Origin of the sequence: Paenibacillus aurantius (assembly GCF_032268605.1) — a bacterium.
GTDB lineage: Bacteria > Bacillota > Bacilli > Paenibacillales > NBRC-103111 > Paenibacillus_AO > Paenibacillus_AO aurantius.
Genome location: NZ_CP130318.1, coordinates 6201671 through 6221125 on the forward strand (window position 1 = coordinate 6201671; position 19455 = coordinate 6221125).

General features: G+C 58.6%; 20 protein-coding genes. 13 read left to right on the forward strand and 7 right to left on the reverse strand.

Going from position 1 to position 19455, the window contains the following annotated elements:
- Nucleotides 1–113 precede the first annotated feature (113 nt).
- From MJA45_RS28065 to MJA45_RS28090, 6 genes are all read left to right on the forward strand, one after another.
- Nucleotides 114–710 (forward strand): TetR/AcrR family transcriptional regulator, encoded by a 597-nt coding sequence (locus tag MJA45_RS28065; RefSeq protein WP_315605185.1) that lies wholly within the window; start codon nucleotides 114–116, stop codon nucleotides 708–710.
- Nucleotides 711–863: 153 nt separating this feature from the next.
- Nucleotides 864–2558 (forward strand): M3 family oligoendopeptidase, encoded by a 1695-nt coding sequence (locus MJA45_RS28070; protein WP_315605186.1) that lies wholly within the window; start codon nucleotides 864–866, stop codon nucleotides 2556–2558.
- A gap of 188 nt (nucleotides 2559–2746) precedes the next feature.
- Entirely contained in the window at nucleotides 2747–3805 is a 1059-nt protein-coding gene (locus MJA45_RS28075) for an ATP synthase beta subunit C-terminal domain-containing protein (RefSeq protein ID WP_315605187.1), read from the forward strand.
- Nucleotides 3806–3970: 165 nt separating this feature from the next.
- The gene (locus tag MJA45_RS28080; protein ID WP_315605188.1) at nucleotides 3971–4480 is read left to right on the forward strand and encodes a MerR family transcriptional regulator; all 510 of its coding nucleotides are present in this window, start codon (nucleotides 3971–3973) and stop codon (nucleotides 4478–4480) included.
- Nucleotides 4473–4919, forward strand: a complete 447-nt coding sequence (locus tag MJA45_RS28085; RefSeq protein WP_315605189.1) for an SRPBCC family protein — start codon at nucleotides 4473–4475, stop codon at nucleotides 4917–4919. The genes MJA45_RS28080 and MJA45_RS28085 overlap by 8 nt, the downstream gene beginning before the upstream one ends.
- The gene (locus MJA45_RS28090; RefSeq protein ID WP_315605190.1) at nucleotides 4916–6499 is read left to right on the forward strand and encodes an MFS transporter; all 1584 of its coding nucleotides are present in this window, start codon (nucleotides 4916–4918) and stop codon (nucleotides 6497–6499) included. The genes MJA45_RS28085 and MJA45_RS28090 overlap by 4 nt, the downstream gene beginning before the upstream one ends.
- Nucleotides 6500–6590: 91 nt before the next feature.
- Here MJA45_RS28090 and MJA45_RS28095 read toward each other — a convergent pair whose 3' ends face one another.
- Together MJA45_RS28095 and MJA45_RS28100 are read right to left on the reverse strand one after the other, a co-directional pair.
- Nucleotides 6591–6887, reverse strand: coding sequence for a putative quinol monooxygenase (locus tag MJA45_RS28095; protein ID WP_315605191.1), 297 nt, complete (start codon nucleotides 6885–6887; stop codon nucleotides 6591–6593).
- Nucleotides 6888–6903: 16 nt separating this feature from the next.
- Nucleotides 6904–7542 carry a nitroreductase family protein gene (locus MJA45_RS28100; RefSeq protein WP_315605192.1) on the reverse strand — a complete coding sequence of 213 codons (639 nt, stop codon included), beginning with the start codon at nucleotides 7540–7542 and terminating at the stop codon, nucleotides 6904–6906.
- Nucleotides 7543–7794: 252 nt separating this feature from the next.
- On the opposite strand from MJA45_RS28100, the gene MJA45_RS28105 reads away from it, so the two are divergent.
- Nucleotides 7795–8457, forward strand: coding sequence for a TetR/AcrR family transcriptional regulator (locus MJA45_RS28105; RefSeq protein WP_315605193.1), 663 nt, complete (start codon nucleotides 7795–7797; stop codon nucleotides 8455–8457).
- Nucleotides 8458–8567: 110 nt separating this feature from the next.
- On the opposite strand, the gene MJA45_RS28110 is transcribed toward MJA45_RS28105, so the two are convergent.
- The gene (locus MJA45_RS28110) at nucleotides 8568–10328 is read right to left on the reverse strand and encodes a glycoside hydrolase family 35 protein (protein WP_315605194.1); all 1761 of its coding nucleotides are present in this window, start codon (nucleotides 10326–10328) and stop codon (nucleotides 8568–8570) included.
- Between the two features lie 166 nt (nucleotides 10329–10494).
- On the opposite strand from MJA45_RS28110, the gene MJA45_RS28115 reads away from it, so the two are divergent.
- Complete coding sequence (locus MJA45_RS28115; RefSeq protein WP_315605195.1) at nucleotides 10495–11544, forward strand: AraC family transcriptional regulator; 1050 nt, start codon at nucleotides 10495–10497, stop codon at nucleotides 11542–11544.
- A 47-nt stretch (nucleotides 11545–11591) separates the two neighbouring features.
- On the opposite strand, the gene MJA45_RS28120 is transcribed toward MJA45_RS28115, so the two are convergent.
- Nucleotides 11592–12335: a DeoR/GlpR family DNA-binding transcription regulator gene (locus MJA45_RS28120; protein WP_315605196.1), complete on the reverse strand. Its 744-nt coding sequence runs from the start codon at nucleotides 12333–12335 to the stop codon at nucleotides 11592–11594.
- Between the two features lie 179 nt (nucleotides 12336–12514).
- On the opposite strand from MJA45_RS28120, the gene MJA45_RS28125 reads away from it, so the two are divergent.
- Nucleotides 12515–13456 (forward strand): metallophosphoesterase family protein, encoded by a 942-nt coding sequence (locus tag MJA45_RS28125; protein WP_315605197.1) that lies wholly within the window; start codon nucleotides 12515–12517, stop codon nucleotides 13454–13456.
- Between the two features lie 36 nt (nucleotides 13457–13492).
- Nucleotides 13493–14332: an EamA family transporter gene (locus MJA45_RS28130; protein ID WP_315608123.1), complete on the forward strand. Its 840-nt coding sequence runs from the start codon at nucleotides 13493–13495 to the stop codon at nucleotides 14330–14332.
- Between the two features lie 231 nt (nucleotides 14333–14563).
- Here the strand turns inward: MJA45_RS28130 and MJA45_RS28135 are convergent, their stop codons facing one another.
- Genes MJA45_RS28135 through MJA45_RS28145 form a run of 3 tightly spaced genes read right to left on the reverse strand, consistent with a single transcriptional unit; the run spans nucleotide 14564 to nucleotide 17023 of the window.
- On the reverse strand, nucleotides 14564–15394 hold the full coding sequence (locus MJA45_RS28135) for a nucleotidyltransferase domain-containing protein (RefSeq protein WP_315605198.1): 831 nt from the start codon (nucleotides 15392–15394) through the stop codon (nucleotides 14564–14566).
- Nucleotides 15395–15410: 16 nt separating this feature from the next.
- Nucleotides 15411–16523 carry a threonine aldolase family protein gene (locus MJA45_RS28140; RefSeq protein WP_315605199.1) on the reverse strand — a complete coding sequence of 371 codons (1113 nt, stop codon included), beginning with the start codon at nucleotides 16521–16523 and terminating at the stop codon, nucleotides 15411–15413.
- Nucleotides 16520–17023, reverse strand: coding sequence for a MarR family winged helix-turn-helix transcriptional regulator (locus MJA45_RS28145; RefSeq protein WP_315605200.1), 504 nt, complete (start codon nucleotides 17021–17023; stop codon nucleotides 16520–16522). Before MJA45_RS28145 ends, MJA45_RS28140 begins: the two co-directional genes overlap by 4 nt.
- 150 nt (nucleotides 17024–17173) lie before the next feature.
- Here MJA45_RS28145 and MJA45_RS28150 point away from each other — a divergent pair, with 150 nt between their 5' ends.
- The 3 genes from MJA45_RS28150 to MJA45_RS28160 all read left to right on the forward strand — a co-directional run bounded on the left by MJA45_RS28150 (nucleotide 17174) and on the right by MJA45_RS28160 (nucleotide 19319).
- A complete protein-coding gene (locus tag MJA45_RS28150; protein ID WP_315605201.1) occupies nucleotides 17174–17602 on the forward strand; it encodes an SgcJ/EcaC family oxidoreductase in 429 nt (142 codons plus the stop codon).
- Between the two features lie 238 nt (nucleotides 17603–17840).
- A complete protein-coding gene (locus tag MJA45_RS28155) occupies nucleotides 17841–19052 on the forward strand; it encodes a rhamnogalacturonan acetylesterase (RefSeq protein ID WP_315605202.1) in 1212 nt (403 codons plus the stop codon).
- Nucleotides 19053–19130: 78 nt separating this feature from the next.
- A complete protein-coding gene (locus MJA45_RS28160) occupies nucleotides 19131–19319 on the forward strand; it encodes a hypothetical protein (protein ID WP_315605203.1) in 189 nt (62 codons plus the stop codon).
- Nucleotides 19320–19455: the final 136 nt, after the last annotated feature.

Below are 19455 nucleotides of genomic sequence, written 5' to 3' on the forward strand. Positions count from 1 at the left end.
TTTCATATGTTATACTATACCTGGCAACTGAAGCCGTCAATGACTTTATGAAATATTTAGTTGACATCATTTCACGAAATGCTGCATAAGCTGACCATTTGGGAGGAAAACGGGTGAACGGATTCGAGAAAAGAGCCCAAGGAATCAAAAACAAGATCAAGCAAACGACGTTCGCCATGCTGCAGACCGCTCTGGACCTGAAGGGAATGCGCATCGCCGACATTGCCAAGGAAGCCCGGGTCTCCCAGGTGACCATCTATAACTATTTCGGAAGCAAGGAGGCCCTCTTGACGGAGGTCATCAAGGATTATGCGGAGAAATCCATCCGGGATTTTGAGGCGTACCTGAACGAGGGCCATTCCCTGAAGGAGAAGATCGAGCACATTCTTTCGCTGGAGAAAGCCTCCTACAAGGAGCTCCCGCCCGGCCTGATTAAAGAGATGATGGAAGAGAACCGGGAATTGGACCGCTTCTTCCGCGAGCAGTACCAGGAGAAAACGCTGCCCTTGACCATGAGAATTGTCCAGGAGGGCAAGGAAAGCGGGGAAATTTCGGAGAAGGTGTCCGCCGAGCAGGTGATGGCCCTTATGCAGCTGTACATGAACCAGTACGAACTCGTCCTGGGGATGGCCGCGCAGAGCGAGGACCGGGAGGGCTTTCTCGAAGGCATCGTCCACATGTTCTTCTACGGCATTTGCGGCAAGCCTTAAGCCTTCCGCCCGCTTCCGTCTTAATGGCCGGCCGCCTGCAGGGATTTGTGCTTAATCGAACCTTTGATCCGGTTACAGCTTTCGCGGCATCCGGTATAATCGATTCAGACAGCAAGTGATGCGTATATCTTTAGGGAGAAAGAGGTGCGGGAAGTGAATTTCAGCGAATACCGCTATGAAAGGCCCGAGCGTAAGGCCGTTACCGAAGCCCTGCGGGCCGCCATTGCCGACGTGCGGGCGGCGGAGAGCTTCGAGCGGCAGACGGAGGCCATCGCAGCCGTTAACCGGATCCGCAGCGTCGTGGATTCGATGGGCCAGCTTGTTTACATCCGCCATTCGGTCGATACGAATCAGGAATACTACAAAACCGAGCAGGAATACTTCGACGAGCTTGGACCGGTCATTCAGGAATACATAACCGATTATTACCGCGCCCTGACAGAGTCCCCTTTCCGCGCGGAGCTGGAGGCGAAGTACGGGACCCAGCTTCTCCGCTTGGCCGAGCTCGCCCTCAAGACCTTCCGGCCGGAAATCATCGAGGACCTGCAGCAGGAGAACAAGCTGAAGTCGGAATACACCCGGCTCATCGCCTCCGCCCGGATACCGTTCGACGGGGAAGAGTACACCCTCTCGCAGCTGGCTCCTTATGCGCAGTCGACCGACCGGGACGTCCGGCGCCGGGCCAACGAAGCGAGGTTCGGCTTCCTGGCGGAGCACGAGGCGGAGCTGGACCGGCTGTACGACGAGCTTGTGCGGCTGCGAACGGCCATCGCGCACAAGCTGGGGTACGAGAACTTCGTCCAGCTCGGCTACGACCGGCTCGGGCGGACCGATTACGATGCGGCCATGGCGGCCAACTTCCGCCGCCAGGTGCGGGAAGAGATCGTTCCGGTCTGCGTCAAGCTGGCGGAGCGCCAGAAGAAGCGGATCGGCGTCGACACGCTTCAGTACTACGACGAAGACTTCCGCTTCAAAGGCGGGAACGCCGTGCCGAAGGGCGGCCCGGACTGGATTCTGGAGCAGGGCCGCCGGATGTACCGGGAGCTCGCCCCCGAGCTGGACGCCTTCTACCGCTTCATGACCGAGCGCGGCCTCATGGACCTGTTGAGCAAGAAGGGAAAGGAAAGCGGGGGCTACTGCACTTACATCAGCGAGTACGAGTCTCCTTTTATCTTCGCCAACTTCAACGGCACCTCGCATGACATCGACGTGCTCACCCACGAAGCCGGCCACGCCTTCCAGGTGTACATGAGCCGGAGCTTCGACATCCCGGAATACTGGTGGCCGACGATGGAAGCGGCGGAGATCCACTCCATGAGCATGGAGTTCCTGGCTTGGCCGTGGATGGAGCTGTTCTTCCGGGAGGATACGGACAAATACCGCTTCAACCACCTCGCCTCCTCCCTGTCTTTTATTCCCTACGGCGTGGCGGTGGATGAATTCCAGCATTTCGTCTACGAGCATCCGGAAGCCACCCCGGCCGAGCGCAAACGGAAATGGCGGGAAATCGAAGAGATTTATCAGCCGGGGAGAAGCTTCGACGGCAACGATTACCTCGAGCGCGGCGGATTCTGGCAGAAGCAGAGCCACATTTACCAGACGCCTTTCTATTACATCGATTACACTCTCGCCCAGCTCTGTGCTTTCCAGTTCTGGAAGCGGTCCCGGGAAGATTTCCAAGCCGCCTGGCAGGACTATCTGGCCCTCTGCCGCCTGGGCGGCAGCCAATCGTTCACCAAGCTGGCCGAGAGCGCAGGCCTGCTTTCGCCGTTCGAGAACGGGAGCGTCACGAGCGTGATCGGCGGCATCACCTCCTGGCTGGACAGCGTGGACGACCGGCAGTTTTAAGGGAAAAAGGCATTCCCTATCGCATGGATCCTACAAAAACGCATGGCCTTCCCATAGGACCGTGCGTTTTTTTGCACTCCATAAAGAATCGCTGCCCCTGTTCAAAATATAATCACATTTTTTGCCAAATATTATTGCGCTTTGAAGTAATTATAATTACTATATAAAGTAACAGGAGGTGTTAAAAAATGGATGAAGAGCTGCAGCTTAACGTTCCTTTGCTTCGCCGCCGGGTTCCTAACCTGACCACCGCAGCTCGGGAAGCCGGACTTAGAGCAGCGACGGTTTCCAATTTATGCACGGGAAAAATACCGGTTGGGCGGGCGGAAGTCCGTACGTTGGTGGCCCTGGCTTCTTTAGCAGGATGTAGTCTGGATGAACTCATTATAAGAGGGAGTGGGCTGCGAATGATCGAAACGGGTATCAAGGCTTTGGATTTGCTGGCACCGATAGCACGAGGGGGAACGGTAGGGTTTGTTGCCAGGCCGAACATGGGGCAGCTGGTGCTGCTGGCGGAATTGATGCTGCGAATGAAGAAACGAGGGTTTGCCACCGTCTTCTGGGATCCCGTTAGGGATACTCCCGGAATCGAACATGTTCAAGCTCAATCCGATTTCCGTCATTCCGCCCCGGAAGAACTGTTTCAATGTCTTGCCGACCTTCGGGAAGAGAAGGATATCCTGCTTGGCGTGGATCGCAGCAAGGTCCTTTCGGGTGAATTATTGGCCTTGCGGGAAAAGCTGAAGGAAAATGGCGCTAGACCCATTACCATAGCGCTTGTTGACACCAAATGTGAGGCAGCCGATGAAGAAGGAGCGTACGGGCCGCTAGATACCCTCTGGAGGTTCGACGCGGACTTAATCAGCCGTTCGATCTATCCCGCTGTCGATCCGATTGCCTCCACCTCCACCCTGCTCGAAGGAGCCTTTCTTGATGCGGTACACCTGGCCGCCCAGCAGCGGGCGAAGAAATTGCTCCGCCGCTACCGGGAAATGAGATCCCTTGTGACGGCCCAAGGGGTAGACAAGATTACCGACGCCGACCTCCAGCTTTACAAGCGGGGTGAGAGGCTGGAATCCTTCCTGGCCCAGCCGTTTTATGTGGCGGAGCCGTACACGAAGAAGCCCGGGGAATGGCTGACGCTTTACGAGACCTTGGAGGATGTGAAGCGGATCCTGGACGGGGAAATGGATACGGCGGAGCCCTCGGAGCTGTTTTTTAGAGGACGTCTGGCGCTTACCCCCTGATTGGTGGTTTCCGACAAAAGGAAGCTGGCGGGCCGGTCTGTATGGATCGGTTCGCCGGCCTTTTTTTATTTCCCGCCGGACAACATTAGACCTTGACCCTTACGTAACGTCATCGTGTATAGTCGAATTACCGGTAGAAAGCTAGCGTCAAAGAAAGGAATGATCATGCAGAAAGAATGGAAGGTTGGACAGCTTGCGAAAATGACGGGACTCACGATACGCACGCTGCGTTATTACGATCAGATCGGCTTGTTCTCCCCGTCCGGTCATACCGTCTCCGGCTACCGGCTTTATACCGAGTCGGACTTCTCCCGCCTGCAGCAAATTCTTTCCTTGAAGGAATTAGGCTTGTCCCTCGAGCAAATCAAAGAAGTGATGACAGGGAAACGCATGGGGCTGCAGGATATTGTCTCCCTTCAGATGGCCCGGCTCCGGGAAACGATCCGGACGCAGCAGAAGCTGCTGCGGGAGCTGGAGCATGTAGCCGGCTTGATGCACCGGAACGAACCGTTGACGGTCGAGACCTTCACCAACCTTATGCAGACCATGAAATCCAGCCAGGAAAAGCACTGGGACGAGAAGAAAGCCGGCTGGAATCTCTATCTCGATCAGCTGGGCGCTTATTTAGACAACAATCCGGGAGAACCCGGCCAAGGAGGAAATCCTAATGAATAAAACCACATCCTCGAACCATTCCACTTTTGTTATCGAACGAAGCTATCCCCATTCCCCTTCCAAGGTCTTCTCGGCATGGGCGGATAAGGGAATCAAAGCCGGCTGGTTCTCCGGCGCCGACCAATTTGAGTTCCGCGTGGGAGGACGGGAGTTCAGCCGGGGAGGTCCCGACGGAGGCCCGGTCTTCACCTTTGACGCCTGCTACCAGGACATCGTTCCGGACCAGCGGATTGTTTACAGCTACACGCTGGACATGGGAGAAACCCGGATCTCGGTATCCGTGACGACGGTCGAATTCCTGCAGGACCCAAGCGGTACCCGTTTGATCTATACGGAGCAAGGGGTTTATCTGGATGGGCAGGATACCCCCGAACAACGGGAACACGGTACGAAGCTGATGCTGGACATGCTTGGCAAGGTTCTCGACGGCCAAGAATGAAGGCCGCCATGGAATCCACGCAGCGGGCCGGGCTGAAGGAATGGATAGGGCTTGGGGTGCTGGCTCTGCCCGCCCTGCTCGTCTCGATCGACGTGTCCGTCATGATTCTCGCCCTGCCCCATATCGGCATCGGGCTCGGGGCGGATAGCATCCAGCAGCTGTGGATCATGGACATCTACGGATTTATGCTTTCCGGCTTCCTGATCACGATGGGGACGCTCGGGGACCGGATGGGCCGGCGCAAGCTGCTTCTCCTCGGCGCGGCGTGCTTTGGCCTGGCCTCGGTCCTGGCTGCCTTCTCCAGCAGCGTCGGCATGCTGATTGCCGCGCGGTCTGTGCTTGGCGTGGCCGGGGCCGCCATAGCCCCGTCCGCCATGGCCTTAATCGGCAGCCTCTTCCGCGATCCCAAGCAGCGTTCCCTTGGGTACGGTATCTGGTTTGCCTGCTCCATGGGAGGCATGGCCCTCGGCCCCGTGGTCGGAGGCGCGATGCTGGAGCATTTCTCCTGGGGCTCGGTCTTCCTTCTCGGCGTTCCGGTCATGGCGCTGCTGCTTGTTACGGGTCCTCTCCTGCTTCCCGAGTACCGGGACCCGAAGGCCGGGCGCCTGGATCTTCCCAGTGTCGGGTTATCCTTGGGCGCTATTCTTCCGTTTATCTACGGCCTGAAGGAGGTTGCCAAGGGAAACCCGGGACTCGTTCCTGTCCTTGCTCTTGGGTTGGGAATCGCTCTGGGGGCCGTGTTCGTCAGAAGGCAGCGGAGCCTCTCCCATCCCTTGCTCGAGGTAAGCCTTTTTGCCAGCCCAGTCTTCCGTTCCGCTCTCGGCTGCATGTTCGGGGTTACCTTAACGGGTGCGATTATGCTCTTCCTTGCCCAGCAGCTTCAATTTGTTCAGAGCATGACTCCGCTTTCCGCCGCCATGTGGATGCTTCCGGGCGTGATAGCGTCCATGGCCGGCATGCTCCTGTCGCCGATTCTGGCCCGGTATATTCGGCCTTCGCCCCTCATCGGGACAGGGCTGGTAATCGCGGCCGCGGGCTGTGTCCTTCTGTCGCAAGCCGGAGCCGGGTCCGGTCTGGCTAACCTGGTCGCGGGCTATATCTTATTCAGCGCGGGCTCCTCTCCTGTCCCCAGCCTGCTGAGCGGGCAAATCATCGGGTCGGCTCCCCCGGAGAAAGCGGGCTCGGCCGCTTCCCTGCTGCAAACGAGTGGAGAATTCGCCTACGCGCTTGGCATTGCCGTCTTCGGCAGCATCGGAGCCTACCTGTTTCGTCATCAGGTCAAGGAGCTCCTTCCGGCCGGGCTGGATCCGGCAGCGGCCGAAGCCTCCCGGGAGAGCCTGGCGGGAGCGGTCTCGGCTGCGGCCAGCCTGCCGGATTCCCAGGCCGAAGCTCTCCTGCAAGGGGCCGGGCAAGCTTTTTCCAGTGGCATGAAGGTGGTGGCGGTTATGATGACCGTGCTCATGGCCGGGATTGCCGTATATGCCTGGATGGCGTTCAAGCGGATGCCGCTGATCGGACAGCCGGAAGCGGCCGGGGCGGAATTAGCGATTCAAGAGAGTGGAAGCATACGGGAAGCATAAAGAAAAGGAGCCGTTACGAAGGGAAATTCCCTTTGGACGGCTCCTTTTTCCAGTTAAAAATACTCTGTCCACGCCCGCCAAAAGCAGTTGGTTACTGCGGCAAAGGCTGCCCTTCGTAGGCTTTTACCCCGAGCGGTGCGGTTAGGAAGTTCTTGGCTTGCCCTACGAACGAGGTGAAGGACTCGCTGGCGTTATGGTCCGCCACCGCTTGGGCATCCTGCCAAACCTCCACCATCGTATAGACATTCGCATTGTCCGCCGGCTGATACAGATCGTACGACACGTTCCCGCTCTCGGCGCGGGACGCGGCGATCAGCGGTTGGACGGCTTGAAGAAACATTTCGCGTTTGGCGGGATCAATCGTCAACTGCGCATGAATAATAATCATAGCTGGTCTCCTTTCTTTATTTCCATTGGGCGACTTTGTTGAGAGGAAGCCGGGTGGAAGGGTGTCCGCTGTCGGCGGCTTTGCCGATCGAGATGAGCATGACCGGAACATAGCGGTCCTTGTCGTACCCGAACGCTTCCGCGATCTTGTCCTTCTCGTAGCCCCCGATCGGATTGGTGTCATAGCCGAAGGCCCGGGCCGCGAGCATCAGCTGCATGGACACGAGACCGCCGTCCACGAGCACGACGTCCCTCATGTCCTCGCGGGAAATCGTTTCGTAATACCCCTTGAAGGAGGACAGGATCTTGTCTTTGACCTCCTGCGGCATGAAGCCCTGTTCCACGGCTTGTCCGTAGATCTCTTCGGCATGGACGTAGTTGTTCATGTCTCCGAAGACCCCGATGACCGCGGAGGACGTTTCGACCTGGTTCCGGTTGAAGCGGGCGAGCGGAGCCAGGATCGCTTTGGCCTCCGGGCTTTCGATGACGAGGAAGCGCCAAGGCTGCATATTGACGGAGGAAGGAGCCAGGGTCGCGAGCGTGAGGATTTCCTCCATCTCCTCCCGGCTGATTTTGACCGAGGGGTCATAGTTCTTGATGGACCGGCGTCCGGCCACTATCTCACGAAAATCGTTGGTTACCGGTTTGGTTGTCATGCTGATTTCTCCTTTCGGTCGGTGGAAACCTGTGATTAGGTTACTTAGTTTAACCGAATCCTATAAAGATCATAGGAATTTTGCCATTCCCTTCTAATACATTATAGACAAATATATAATAAAATGTCTAAAATAAAGGCGCGTCTATTACCATACTCCTCTTTCCCCGTTTTGTAAACCGGTTAAATCCGGTTAAGGAAATCCGGCAAAGTTCGATTATGATATACTTGGTAGGATAAAGGAAGTGGTGATTTGCGCAAAATCGAGCCGGAAGAAAGACAGCGCATGAGGCAGGCCTATGCCAAAAAAATCATTAAAGCGGTCCGCACCCAAGGGTTCCAATCCCTTACGATCCAAGATCTGGCCGATCTGATGAACATGAGCCGGGCCTCCCTCTATAACTATTTCTCCTCCAAGGAAGACATCATCACGGAGGCGGCGGAAGTGTGCATGGCCTATATCCGGGAAGCGGACCAGACGATCTCCAACGAAGCCTTACCGTACCCCATCCGGCTGCAGAAGGTGTTCGAGCAGGCCGTCTTCTCCGCCATCTATGCATCCGACGTCTTCCTGCACGACCTGCAGACGAGCTGCCCGCTCCTCTTTGAGACCAAGACAGCCTCCGAAAAGGAACGGCTCGCTTCCCTTCACTCGTTCTACCGGGGAGGCATGCAGAAAGGAATCTTCCACGAGCTGAACCCGTCCATCCTCATTATGCAGGACGAGGTCGTGCTCCGGAAAATGCTCTCCTCCTCCTTCCTGATGGAGGAAGGCCTTTCCCTGAAGCAGGCGCTGTACGACTATTACGAGGCGAAGAAAGTCCAGCTCGTGAGGCCGGAGCATCTGCCGGACCAAGACCATTCCTCCCTTCACGAAGGGATCGAGCGCATTCTCCGGAAGCTTGCCGAGACGTAGGGCCTTATCACGTAGCTTTGTTGGCGAGAAAACCTCTTAATGCGCACTAGAAAAAGCAATAAACCCGATTCCCTGGAACCGGCGTTTATTGCTTTTTGGGTTGAGCTTCCCTATCCCAAATCCGGAGTATCGGTCAGCTCGATGACGGGCCCCTCGGCATGATGCAGCTCGAACACGATGATTTCGTTATTCCCTTCCCGCAGCAGAGGGGCCGGGAGGTAGAGCGTACGCTGCGGCCCCCGGGACCAGTAGCGGCCGAGATTAAAGCCGTTGATCCAGACGACGCCCTTCGTCCAGCCGTCGAGACGGATGAAGGTGTCGCCCTTCTCCTGAACGGTGAAGGTCCCGCGGTAGAACGCCGGACGGTCTTCCCGGTTACCGCTTTCCGGGAGGGGGCCGAACGGGATCGAGTCCGCCGAATCGAGCGGAAGCGGGTACTGGTTCCAGTCGAATAGGAACTGGTTGTTCAAGCGCACGCCCTCGGTGATCCCTTTGCGGTCCCGAAGCCGCGGGCCGTAATTGACACGCCCCATGTTCTCCACCACAAGCTCAAGCCGGGCTCCCCCTGCCGGGATGTCCAAGGACAGCGGCTTCGGCTCCCAGCGTTCCACCGTTCCCACATAGGCGCCGTCGAGGAACACCTGCGCCCGGTCATGCACCTCCTGCAGGTGAAGCTGCTCCCCGGTGCGCGGCCCGGTCACGTGCGTCGAATACACGTGGAAACCGTAGCTCTGCCCGAGCTCTTCCATGGGAACGGGTGAGACGCTCTTAACCGGCTGGGACAGCTTCGGTAGCTGCTCCAGGAGGTCCGCCTTCTCTGTCAAGGCGATCCGGCCGTAGCTCATCTTCCGGATCGGATCCGGAAGCGGCGGAAATTCCCGCTCGTCCCTGCCGAGGTGCTCCGCGATGACGCGGCGGACCTCGCGGAATTTCTCCGTCACGTCCCCGCATTCGGACAGCGGTGAATCGTAGTCATAGCTTGTGATCGTCGCTTCGTACTTCTCCTGGTAATTCGCCCCGTTGTAGAAGCCGAAGTTCGTTCCCCCGTGGAACATATAGAAGTTCACCGAAGCCCCCGCACGGAGCATGCGCGCGAAGACATCGGCCACATCAGCCGCATCGCGCGTGTGGTGCGGCTTCAGCCAGTGGTCGAACCAGCCGTTCCAGTACTCCATGCACATGAGCGGGTCCTCGTCGCGGTACCGGCGGAATTTGTCGAAGGTCCCCTCCGGGTTGGAGCCGAAATTTACGGTGGCAAGCGTGCCCGGGACGGTGCCTCCCTGCAGCATGCTGTCCTCCGGTCCGTCGGAGGTGAACAGCAGCACATCCACGCCGCGCCGGACCAGCCCGTCCCGCAAATACGACAGGTACGCCTTGTCGTTGCCGTAGCTGCCGTATTCGTTCTCGATCTGCATGGCGATGACCGGCCCGCCGTGGGTGCTCAGCAGCGGGACGAGGCGGGCGATCAGCTCGTCGTAATAGCGGTCGACCTTCCGCAGGAAGGCCTCGTCCATGCAGCGCAGCTTCAAGGCCGGCTCCTTCAGCAGCCAGGCCGGCAGCCCGCCGAACTCCCATTCCGCGCAGATGTAGGGACTCGGCCTTACGATGACATGCAGCCCGAGCTCTCCGGCCAGCCGGATGAAGCCCTCGATGTCCGCAAGCCCTTCGAAGACGAAGCGGCCCTCCTGCGGTTCATGCAGGTTCCAGGGGACATAGGTCTCCACTGTGTTGAACCCGCACGCCTTCAGCTTCCGCAGCCGGTCCTCCCAATACTCCGGCACCACGCGAAAATAATGAATCGCTCCCGACAAGAGCTGAACCGGCTCTCCGTCCAGCGTAAACTGTCCTTTTCCTGCTTCCAAAATGGCCATGGCAACCCCTCCTGTTGACTTCCTGCGAATGCGTTTCCTGCTTCCATCATCGCTGATGATGCCGGGCCGCTCCATCCCCAAATGGAGCCAGTTCTATACCAAATGTGCCGATGGAATGCTAAGATGAAGTCAAAAGGGATTCCAGATTCGGAAAGGAAGGAAACCGGTGGAAGAGCTGTTCCAATTCCCCAGCTTCACCCATACGCTGCAGGTGACGGGCTGCCATTTCGGCCGGAAGCCGCCCGGATGGACGTATCCGCTGCATCACCATCACCTGTTCGAACTCGTCTACTGCTTCCGCGGCGAAGTGGAGCAGGAAATCAGCCGGGAGCGCCTACTTCTGCGGGAAGGAGACTGGCTGCTGATCAAGGCCGGCGTCCGTCACCAGCTGGCCAACCGGTCGGAGGCGGAATACGGCTACTTCAACGTGCATTTCGACCTCGACGACGACGGCATCCGCGGCCTGCTGGCCTCTGCGCCCTACCGGCACTTCATGAGGAAGGAAACAGAGGGAAGCAAGCTGACCTCCTATGTAAAAGAACTCGAGCAGGTGCGCGACCGCAGCCGGAAGGATCCGTCTTCCGGGCAGGCCGGCGGGACGGACGAGACGGCCCCTCTCCCGTTCGGGGACCTCCTGCTCCTGCAGGCGTACACCCTGCTCCTCCTCCACGAGCTGCTGGCCCTGCTTCGGGAGGACCGGCCGTCCCGCCCGCAGGCGGCAGCCGTACAGCCCTACGGGCGGGGGGGCGGCCGTGCAGCCGGGCGGGGCTCCGGCCGTTCCCTCGGCCGTTCCGCTGCCTCCGCTTCCGGCTCTGGCGCCTCCGCTCCCGACCAAGGCGGCTCCCCGTCGCTCTTCGCGGCGGACCTCGCCCACGAGGTGGAGGAGAGGCTGGCGCTCGTCATGAGCGGGGAAGCGTCCGTCGCCGGCGTGGCGAAGGAGCTTAACCTGAGCCGCAGCCAGTGCAGCAAGCTTTTTGCCAAGGTGTACGGCCTGTCGCCCCAGCAGTATGTGAGCCGGCAGAAGCTGAAGCTCGCCAAGGAGCTGCTCGTCACCACCAACCTGCCGATGACCCGCATCGCCGAGAGGCTCGGCTTCCAGTCGGCTTCCCATTTCTCCCGGCAGTTCCGGCGCTGGACGGGCCTGTCGCCCACGGAGTTCCGGCCCAAGCATCTTGCCGGAGCGGTAGCGGATGAGGGAGCCGACGGGAAGCTTTGACCCGCGGCTTCGAATGGGATAAGCGTTACGTCTTTTCCCCGCGCCTCTTATTCGCTGATCATCCGTTCCACTCCCAGCGCTTCCAGCTTCTCCACCCATTCCTTCGGGCAATCGGAATCCGTAACCAGCATGGAGAACTCCTCCAGCCGGGCTATGCGCGCGAAGGTCGATCTCCCGAATTTGGAATGGTCCGCCACGAGAATCGTTTCCTCCGCCCTCTGCATCATCTTCCGCTTGATGTTGACTTCCCCCAGATGGTAGTCGGTCACCCCATCCGTCACCGAGATGCCGCCCGCGGCGAGGAATGCCTTGTTCACCTTGAACCCATCGAGCATTTGTTCCGTCAGCGACCCGACGGCCGCCTGGCATTCGGGATCGATTTCCCCTCCCGCGAAAATGACCCGGCCCCGAAGGATCTCCATGGCCAAGTTCAGAATGGGTACGGAATGGGTGATCAAGGTTAGGTCCTTCCGGTCCCTCAAGTGGGGTAAAATCTCAAGCGTCGTCGTCCCGTTATCGACCATGACGGTCTCCCCGTCCTGAACGAGAGAGGCGGCGAGCCGGCCGATTGACGATTTTTTGGCGGGGTTCATCTGGCTTCGCTTCATGAATGGCGGCTCATGCAGCTCCATACGCATCTTGACGGCTCCCCCATACACTTTGCGCAGCTTGCCTTCCTTCTCGAGCCGGTCCAGGTCGCGCCGTACCGTCTCCGTCGAGACGCCCAGCCGCTCGGCCAGCTGGGGAACCTGGACCTTTCCCTCCATTTCCAGAAGACCCAGAATGGTCATCCGTCGATCTTCATAGGTTACGGACATAAGAACCTCTCCCTTTCATCCCGTGTATCCTCCACTCCAAAAAATGATTGACATCCATGGATCATCGGAGCTACAATTTGCACGAAACAACAAGAATACTACATAAATCCACAACAATTATACAACAATTCCATGGATAGGGGGACCTTACTTTGCCAAAAGAGCTTAAGTTTCGCGAAGACCGCACCTTCACCATTGCGCAGTTTACGGATCTGCATTGGAAGGACGGAGGCAAGGAGGACCAGCAGACCCGCCGGCTGATGGAGGAGGTGCTGGACGCCGAGAAGCCGGACCTTGTCGTGTTTACGGGCGATGTCATCTACACCGGCTATGTAACTCCCGGCCATCCGGTATGCGAGGAGCCCCTGCAGGCCTTCCGGGATGCCGTTCTTCCGGCGGAGGAACGGGGCATCCCGTGGGCTGTGGTCTTCGGCAATCATGACACCGAATCGGGAATTACCCGCGACGAGCTGATGGCCGTTGTCCTAAAGCATCCGCATACCGTAACGGAACGGGGACCGGAGAAGCTTAGCGGGGTCGGCAACTATCGGCTTACCATCGGCAGCTGCGGAAACGGAGAAGCGGCGGCCCAGCTGTATTTCTTCGATTCCGGGAGCTACTCTCCGCTCGATACCGTGAAAGGCTACGATTGGATCCGCTCCGATCAGATCGACTGGTACCGGGAGCAAGCCCGGCAGGGCATGAACCCGGAGAGTCCCTCTCTTGCGTTCTTTCATATCCCGCTGCCCGAATTCAAGCAGGTGTGGGAGCAGAACCCCTGCTACGGCCATAAATACGAGGAGGTTTGCTGCCCGGCCGTGAATTCCGGTCTATTTGCCGCCATGCTGGAGACAGGCGGGATCGGGGGAATCTTCTGCGGCCACGACCATGTGAACGACTATTGGGGAGAGCTGCATGGAATCCGGCTCTGCTACGGCCGGGCCACTGGGTACAACACTTACGGCCGGGAAGGCTTCCCCCGGGGAGCCCGGATGATCCGGCTCCGGGAAGGCGAGCGTTCCTTTGATTCCTGGCTTCGTCTTGCCGGCGGCCTTGTGGTCCATCACCAGCCCGAGCATACGCCCGGTGCTTAATCCCTTATTCCCATTGGAGGGTGCCCCTTGTTGACCGTGTCTTTGCTGCTTGTCGTCGCATCCGGCCTCCTTCATGCCGTATGGAGTCTCTTTGCCAAGGTCAGCCGCAATAAGAGCGTCTTTCTCTGGTTGATCATGGCGGTAGCCACCCTCGTGCTGCTCCCCGTCCTGGTCCGGGAGCTGTGGGTTACCCCGCTTCCTCCCGAAGCGTATGGCTTCCTTCTCCTGTCAGCCTGCCTTCAGGGAGGATATGCCCTTCTGCTCGCCCGGACTTACCAGATGGGGGACTTGTCCCAGGTGTATCCGATTATGCGGGGAACCAGCACGCTTCTGATTCCTCTCTGCAGCGTGTTGTTTCTGCAGGAATCTTTGTCCCCGTTCGGATGGACCGGCCTCGCCGCCATGATCGCCGGCTTTCTGGGACTAAGCGGGTTCGCCGGCCGTTCACCAGCCCCTGGAGCCGTCAAGCCGTTCCTCCTGGCGCTCAGTGTCGGCGTCTGCACCACCTGCTACGTCTTGGTCGACCGGATCAACCTCGGGTACCTTTCGCCTCTTTCCCTCCTTGAGGTCACCAACCTTGGGTTCACGGCCGCCTTGACCCCGATCGCCCTTCGCTCGAAGCAGCTGAAGGAGGAGTGGAAGGCCCACGCCAAGCTTATCGTCCTCGGTTCCGTGCTTAACCCGGGTTCCTACCTGCTCTTTCTTTTCGCCCTGCAGCTGGCTCCTGTGGCCCACATCTCGCCCGTCCGGGAGATCGGAACCGTCTTTGCGACGATCCTGGGGATCGTCGTTCTAAAGGAAAAGCAAGGCCGCGTGCGGATTCTCTGCTCGGCTCTCATTCTGTCCGGCCTTCTCTTGATCGGCTTCCTGGGGTAAGCCCTTTCTATCCACCTGTATAACCAAGCAGAGGACTGGAAACCGTCCTCTGCTTGGTTTTTTGGTTATTCGGCCTGTTTTTTTTTCGCTGCCGGTTCTCCCTCGGCTGCTCCCGCCGCGGCACCAGCCCCGCTTCCATCCGGAGCCTTATCTGCGAATGCTGCTCCGTTTCCTTATGACCTTTCGGCGCCTGCCCAGGCTTACTCTCCATCCCCGTTACCGGGTAAGGCATTAGCCAAGGGCTTCTGTCTCCCGAATGAGCCCGCCAAGCCGGTCAAGCGCCTCCCTACACGCCCCCGCGTCCTCGGACAGCAGGACGTAGATGCTCTCCACCCTCCTCCTGTAGTCCGCCGGCTTCCTTGAAAACGTATCCGCAAGGGGCACGGCTCCCTTCTCATTCATACAGTACCGCTTGTTCAGGGCAAAAAGCACCTGATTGAGGCAGGACACCGCCCGGAAGCAGCAGCCCGCCACGTAGGACAGGTCTCCTTTGTCCACCCCTTTGGCAGCCAGCAGAAGCGAGAAAGAGGCCTCCCACTGAAACTTGCGGATCGTCGCCTGCTGGAAGACGGCGGAATACTCCCTCGTCTTCCGCTTCCAGCCGGCGATCAGCCCTTCCGGGTCCCACAGCACCCGGCAGAGAGCCACCTCGGCGAGGTATATGGAATTCACGAACCCATGAGGATGCCCCGGGTAGTAATCGATGGTGATGGTTCCGGCCAGGCCGTCCTCCAGGACAGCGTCCACCCGGGCGGCATCCCGGTACAGCCAGTCGATCGCCTGGCCCTGCACCTTCAGCCAGCCGCCGCCATTGACCCAAGGGCCCCACTCCCCGATTGGCGTGACCAGTCCCTTTCGGGGGTGATCATCCAGCTCTTCGGCGGCCTTTTGGAGGGCCGTCACATCGAGTGAGTCCTCACCCTCATAGTAAAGGCCGATGTCGATATCGGAGGCGGCCGTATGGGTTCCCGCCGCCCGGGATCCGCCGAGCACAATGGCGCGCACCCCTTTCACGCCGCTCAACCTTGTGGTCATTTGCTGAATAAGAGCTTCTGTGTCCATCCCTTTTCTCCTCTCCCTAATCTGCCTGCTGCAGGGCCGACAACCGCAAGCCGAGCTTCCGGAACGCTTCACGCAGCTCCTCCTTCGGAATGCGTCCATACTGGTCTCCGACGCTGATCTCGAAGGATGAGACGTGTCCGTCCTTCTCCGCTACCCAGCCGGTCATCCCGATCCCGGTCTCTTCATAGAGCCCGGCAAGCATAGCCTCGAGCTTCTCCTTCGGAGCCCGGAGGTGAACATGGAACATGTTGCTGACGGGAACCGGCGGACGGGTCGAAACCGCAGGATGGCATTCGTTGAACAGGGCCGCCAGCTCCCGGGCTTCCCTGTAATACTGCTCCATGCAGGAGCTCCGCTGCTCGTAATAATAATCCGCGCTCAGGATGTAAGGATACAGAGAGATGAGGTCCCCTCCGTACCTGCGCTTCCAGGGGACCGTTTCCGCCATGAAGTCCCGGCTGCCGGCCAGAATCGCTCCCGCCACCCCTCCAAGGCCTTTGTAGAAGGAGAGATACACACTGTCAAAAAGCTCACTAACCTCCGCCGCCGTCTTCCCGTAATAGGGCAGAATCTCGAACAGCCGGGCGCCGTCCAGGTGCAGCGGAATGCCCTTCTCCCGACAGTAGGCGGAGATGGCTTTGAGCGTCTCGTACGCCGGCAGCTCCCCTCCGAGCTCCCTCTGGGGAAGCTCGAGCAGGAGACAGCCGATGTCCTCCTTAAGGCCGGTTACGTCCTCGAGTCCGATCAAACGGCCGGAGTCGGCAAGCAGGACCGGCTCGATGTGATGAAGCCTCTTCAGCCCGTCCTCCTCGTGAATTTCAAGGTGGCATAGGGGATGGTACGCAACCTTCCTTACGCCCTTTCGGTCGCACCAGACCCGCAGCGCAATCTGCTGGGCCATCGTCCCGCTCGGAAAGAAAACGGCCGCTTCCTTCCCGAGAACCGCCGCCATTTTCTGCTGGAAAGCTTCGATGACCTCTCCCTTGCCGTACATATCGCTGTCCCGCCCGTCATCGATGTCCTGCAGAGCCTCCTTCAGCACCCCCACCGTTCTGGGCCCGTGTCCCGTCAGCCGATAGGGAGCCTGCCGAAATGCCTCCATCAGACTTTTCGCCCCGTTCTTCGTCATGCCTTTTCCTCCCCGTGTTCGTTCTTGATCTTGGTCATTTCCGCCAGCGTCATCTCGTTGGACCGCTTGACGAAATCCAGAATAAGGGCCGTCTCCTCTTCCGTGTAAGCCTCCAATAGCCGTATCGTCGACTCCAGAACAGAGGCGAACAAGGGGGCGATCCGGGCCGTATTGTCCGCTACCGTCTTGACCACGACCCGCCGCCGGTCGTTCGGGTCCTTATCCCGGACCACATACCCGGCCTTCTCGAGCCGGTCGATCACGCTTGTTACCGCCCCCGTGGTCAAACCGGTTAATTGGGCGAGCTGCCCCGCCGTGACCGGACCTGTCCGGTTCAGGAAATCCAGGCACTTGTGATCGGTCGCGTTAAGGCCGAGCTGCTCTGAGATCAGCTGGTGAAACATAACGGCCCGCGTGCTGTTCTGCCGCAGCTCCCCGATCAGCTCCTGACGGAGGGGGCTTAGCTGCTCGAATGAAGATGGGAAAGTTTCCCTTGACATCGCATAACCTCCAAGGTAAGATTCGTATATGTCTTAATTAATTAAGATATATGATTCATTAAGAAAATTCATTAATTAAGCTTTCCCGTAAGTATAGCATGCCGGAGAAAACCCGGCCAGGACCATTAAATCGAAGAAAGGATGAGGGAAATGAGTATCGTGCAAGACCGGGAGGCGGTTCAAGAGGTGTTTAAGAGGCTGAGCGAGGCCTGGAACCGGGGGGATGGGGCCGCCTATGGAAGCTGTTTTACTGAGGATGCGGATTACATTACGTTCTCCGGGCAGCATCTGAAAGGGAGCAAGCAGATCGGGGAGGTCCACCAATGGCTGTTCGACGGCCCTCTCCGCGGCTCCGTTCTGGAATACCGCTCATCGGACTCGTTGGAGCCCCGCTTTCTTGGCCCGGATACGGCCATCGTGATTGCCGTCGGGGAAGCCCGGCTCGCCGGGGCAGCCGAAGCCGCGGAACCGGACCGGGGCTCGATCAATACGAATGTGCTCGTGAAGAGGGAAGGGCAATGGAAGCTGACGGCTTTTCATAACTGCCGCATACAAGAAACACCGGGAGGCCGGCGCTGAGGCGCCGGTTTTTCCTTTCTATCGGAATTTCAAGGATCTCCCTCTTCTAGCGCCTTCCCTCCCCTGTCCAAATCCGGCCAAGAATAGACAAGTCCGATCGGACCGTCTGCAAAAATATCCCATTGAAGGAAAGCCCCTCCCTTTCTATAATCAGGGCCCAAGGAGGTGAAAGGACGAATCGGAATGCACCGCGTTTCCCAGACTAACACTACGATCAATCGATTGGAGGAGGAAGGAAATGAAGAGAAATGTCGGGCTGATGGCCGTCGTTTTCGTGGTAGTTCTGGCCGCTTGGGCCGAAAGCTTCCCGGCCCAACCGGCCGGGGCCGAGCCAAGCCATTACCGGTTTGATTTCGGAGACGGGGACGTGGAGAAGGGATATATCGGCATCAAGGCTTCCGACCGGTATACCGAGAAGCAGCGTTACGGCTTCAACACCCCGGAACATATGATCAACGTACCGGCTTCAGGAACCGGTGTCGCGAGTGATGCCGTCCAGTTCGTGACGTACGGGACGAAGAGCGACAATACCTTTCAGGTGGATCTGCCCAATGGGCTGTATGAAGTAAAGGTAACACTAGGTAATACCACGCGGGCAAGCGTGGCGGCCGAAGGGGTCTACCAGATCATCAACATGACCGGCAACAACGCCGTCGATTCGTTCCAAATTCCCATTACCGACGGGCAGCTGAATCTTCTCGTTACCGAAGGGAAAGCGGGGACGAACTTTACATTAAGCGCCCTGGAGATCAACAAGCTGTCCCGTCATCCGGTCACGAATCGTACGGTGTATATTGGCGGCGACTCGACCGTGTGCAACTATTACCCGCTCGACAGCAGCATCCAGGCCGGCTGGGGGCAGCTGTTCCCATCCTTCGTCGATTCCGGTACGTTCCTTGTGCGCAATATGGCTTCGGGGGGCCAGATCGCGAGAGGCTTCCGTAACGACGGCCAGCTGGAAGCGATTCTGAAATACATCAAGCCGGGCGACTACTTCCTGCTCGAAATGGGGATCAATGACACCAACCCCAAGAACACCACCACCGAGGCCCAGTTCAAGGAGTACATGCGCGACATGGTCCAGCAGGTAAAGAGCAAGGGAGCCACTCCCGTGCTGGTCACCCCGCAGGGCCGGGCCACCGACTTCAACGCCGAGGGCGTTCACTCGTCCGTGAACCGGTGGTACCGGGCCTCCACCCTGGCGTTAGCCCAGGAAGAGAACGTCCCGCTCGTGGATCTGAATGTGCTGAGCTCGGCTTATTTCACGGAGATCGGGCCGGAGGCCACGCTCGCCTTGTACATGAAGGGCGATACCCTTCATCCGAACCGCTCCGGGGCGGAAGTGCTGGCCCGGCTCGTAGCCGAGGATTTGAAGAGACAGGGGCTCGACGGCTTTACCGGGGAACGGAAGCCGGGGGCCGACCCGGCCGTGCCTAACAGACCTCAATAAGCAAGGATTCGGATAGGCCCTGTCTGCCGGATGGCAAAGGGAATTTCCCTTTGACATCCGCCGGACAGGGCATTTTGCATGCCGGATTGCCGCATCCGTTTATATTCCCTTCATTGGTGGGTCATGCTGACCCGCATCGTGCCGTGGGGGATCATTACGAACATTTCCTTCGTGTATGGAGTGTTCTTCGTCGGAATCCTCTTGATTTTCCCGTTCACCTACCCGAGGTTCTGGCTGTACCTGATCGTAAATCTTGTCGTCTCGTGATCTATGAAAGATGGCAGGAAGGGATTTTCCGGTCGGACGTCACCCGCCGCTAGTCCCCGCCCACTGTGTGCCCGGCACCACGGAACGGAAATTAAGACAAGATGGGCATTGCTTTGTCACCGCTTCCCTTGTACCC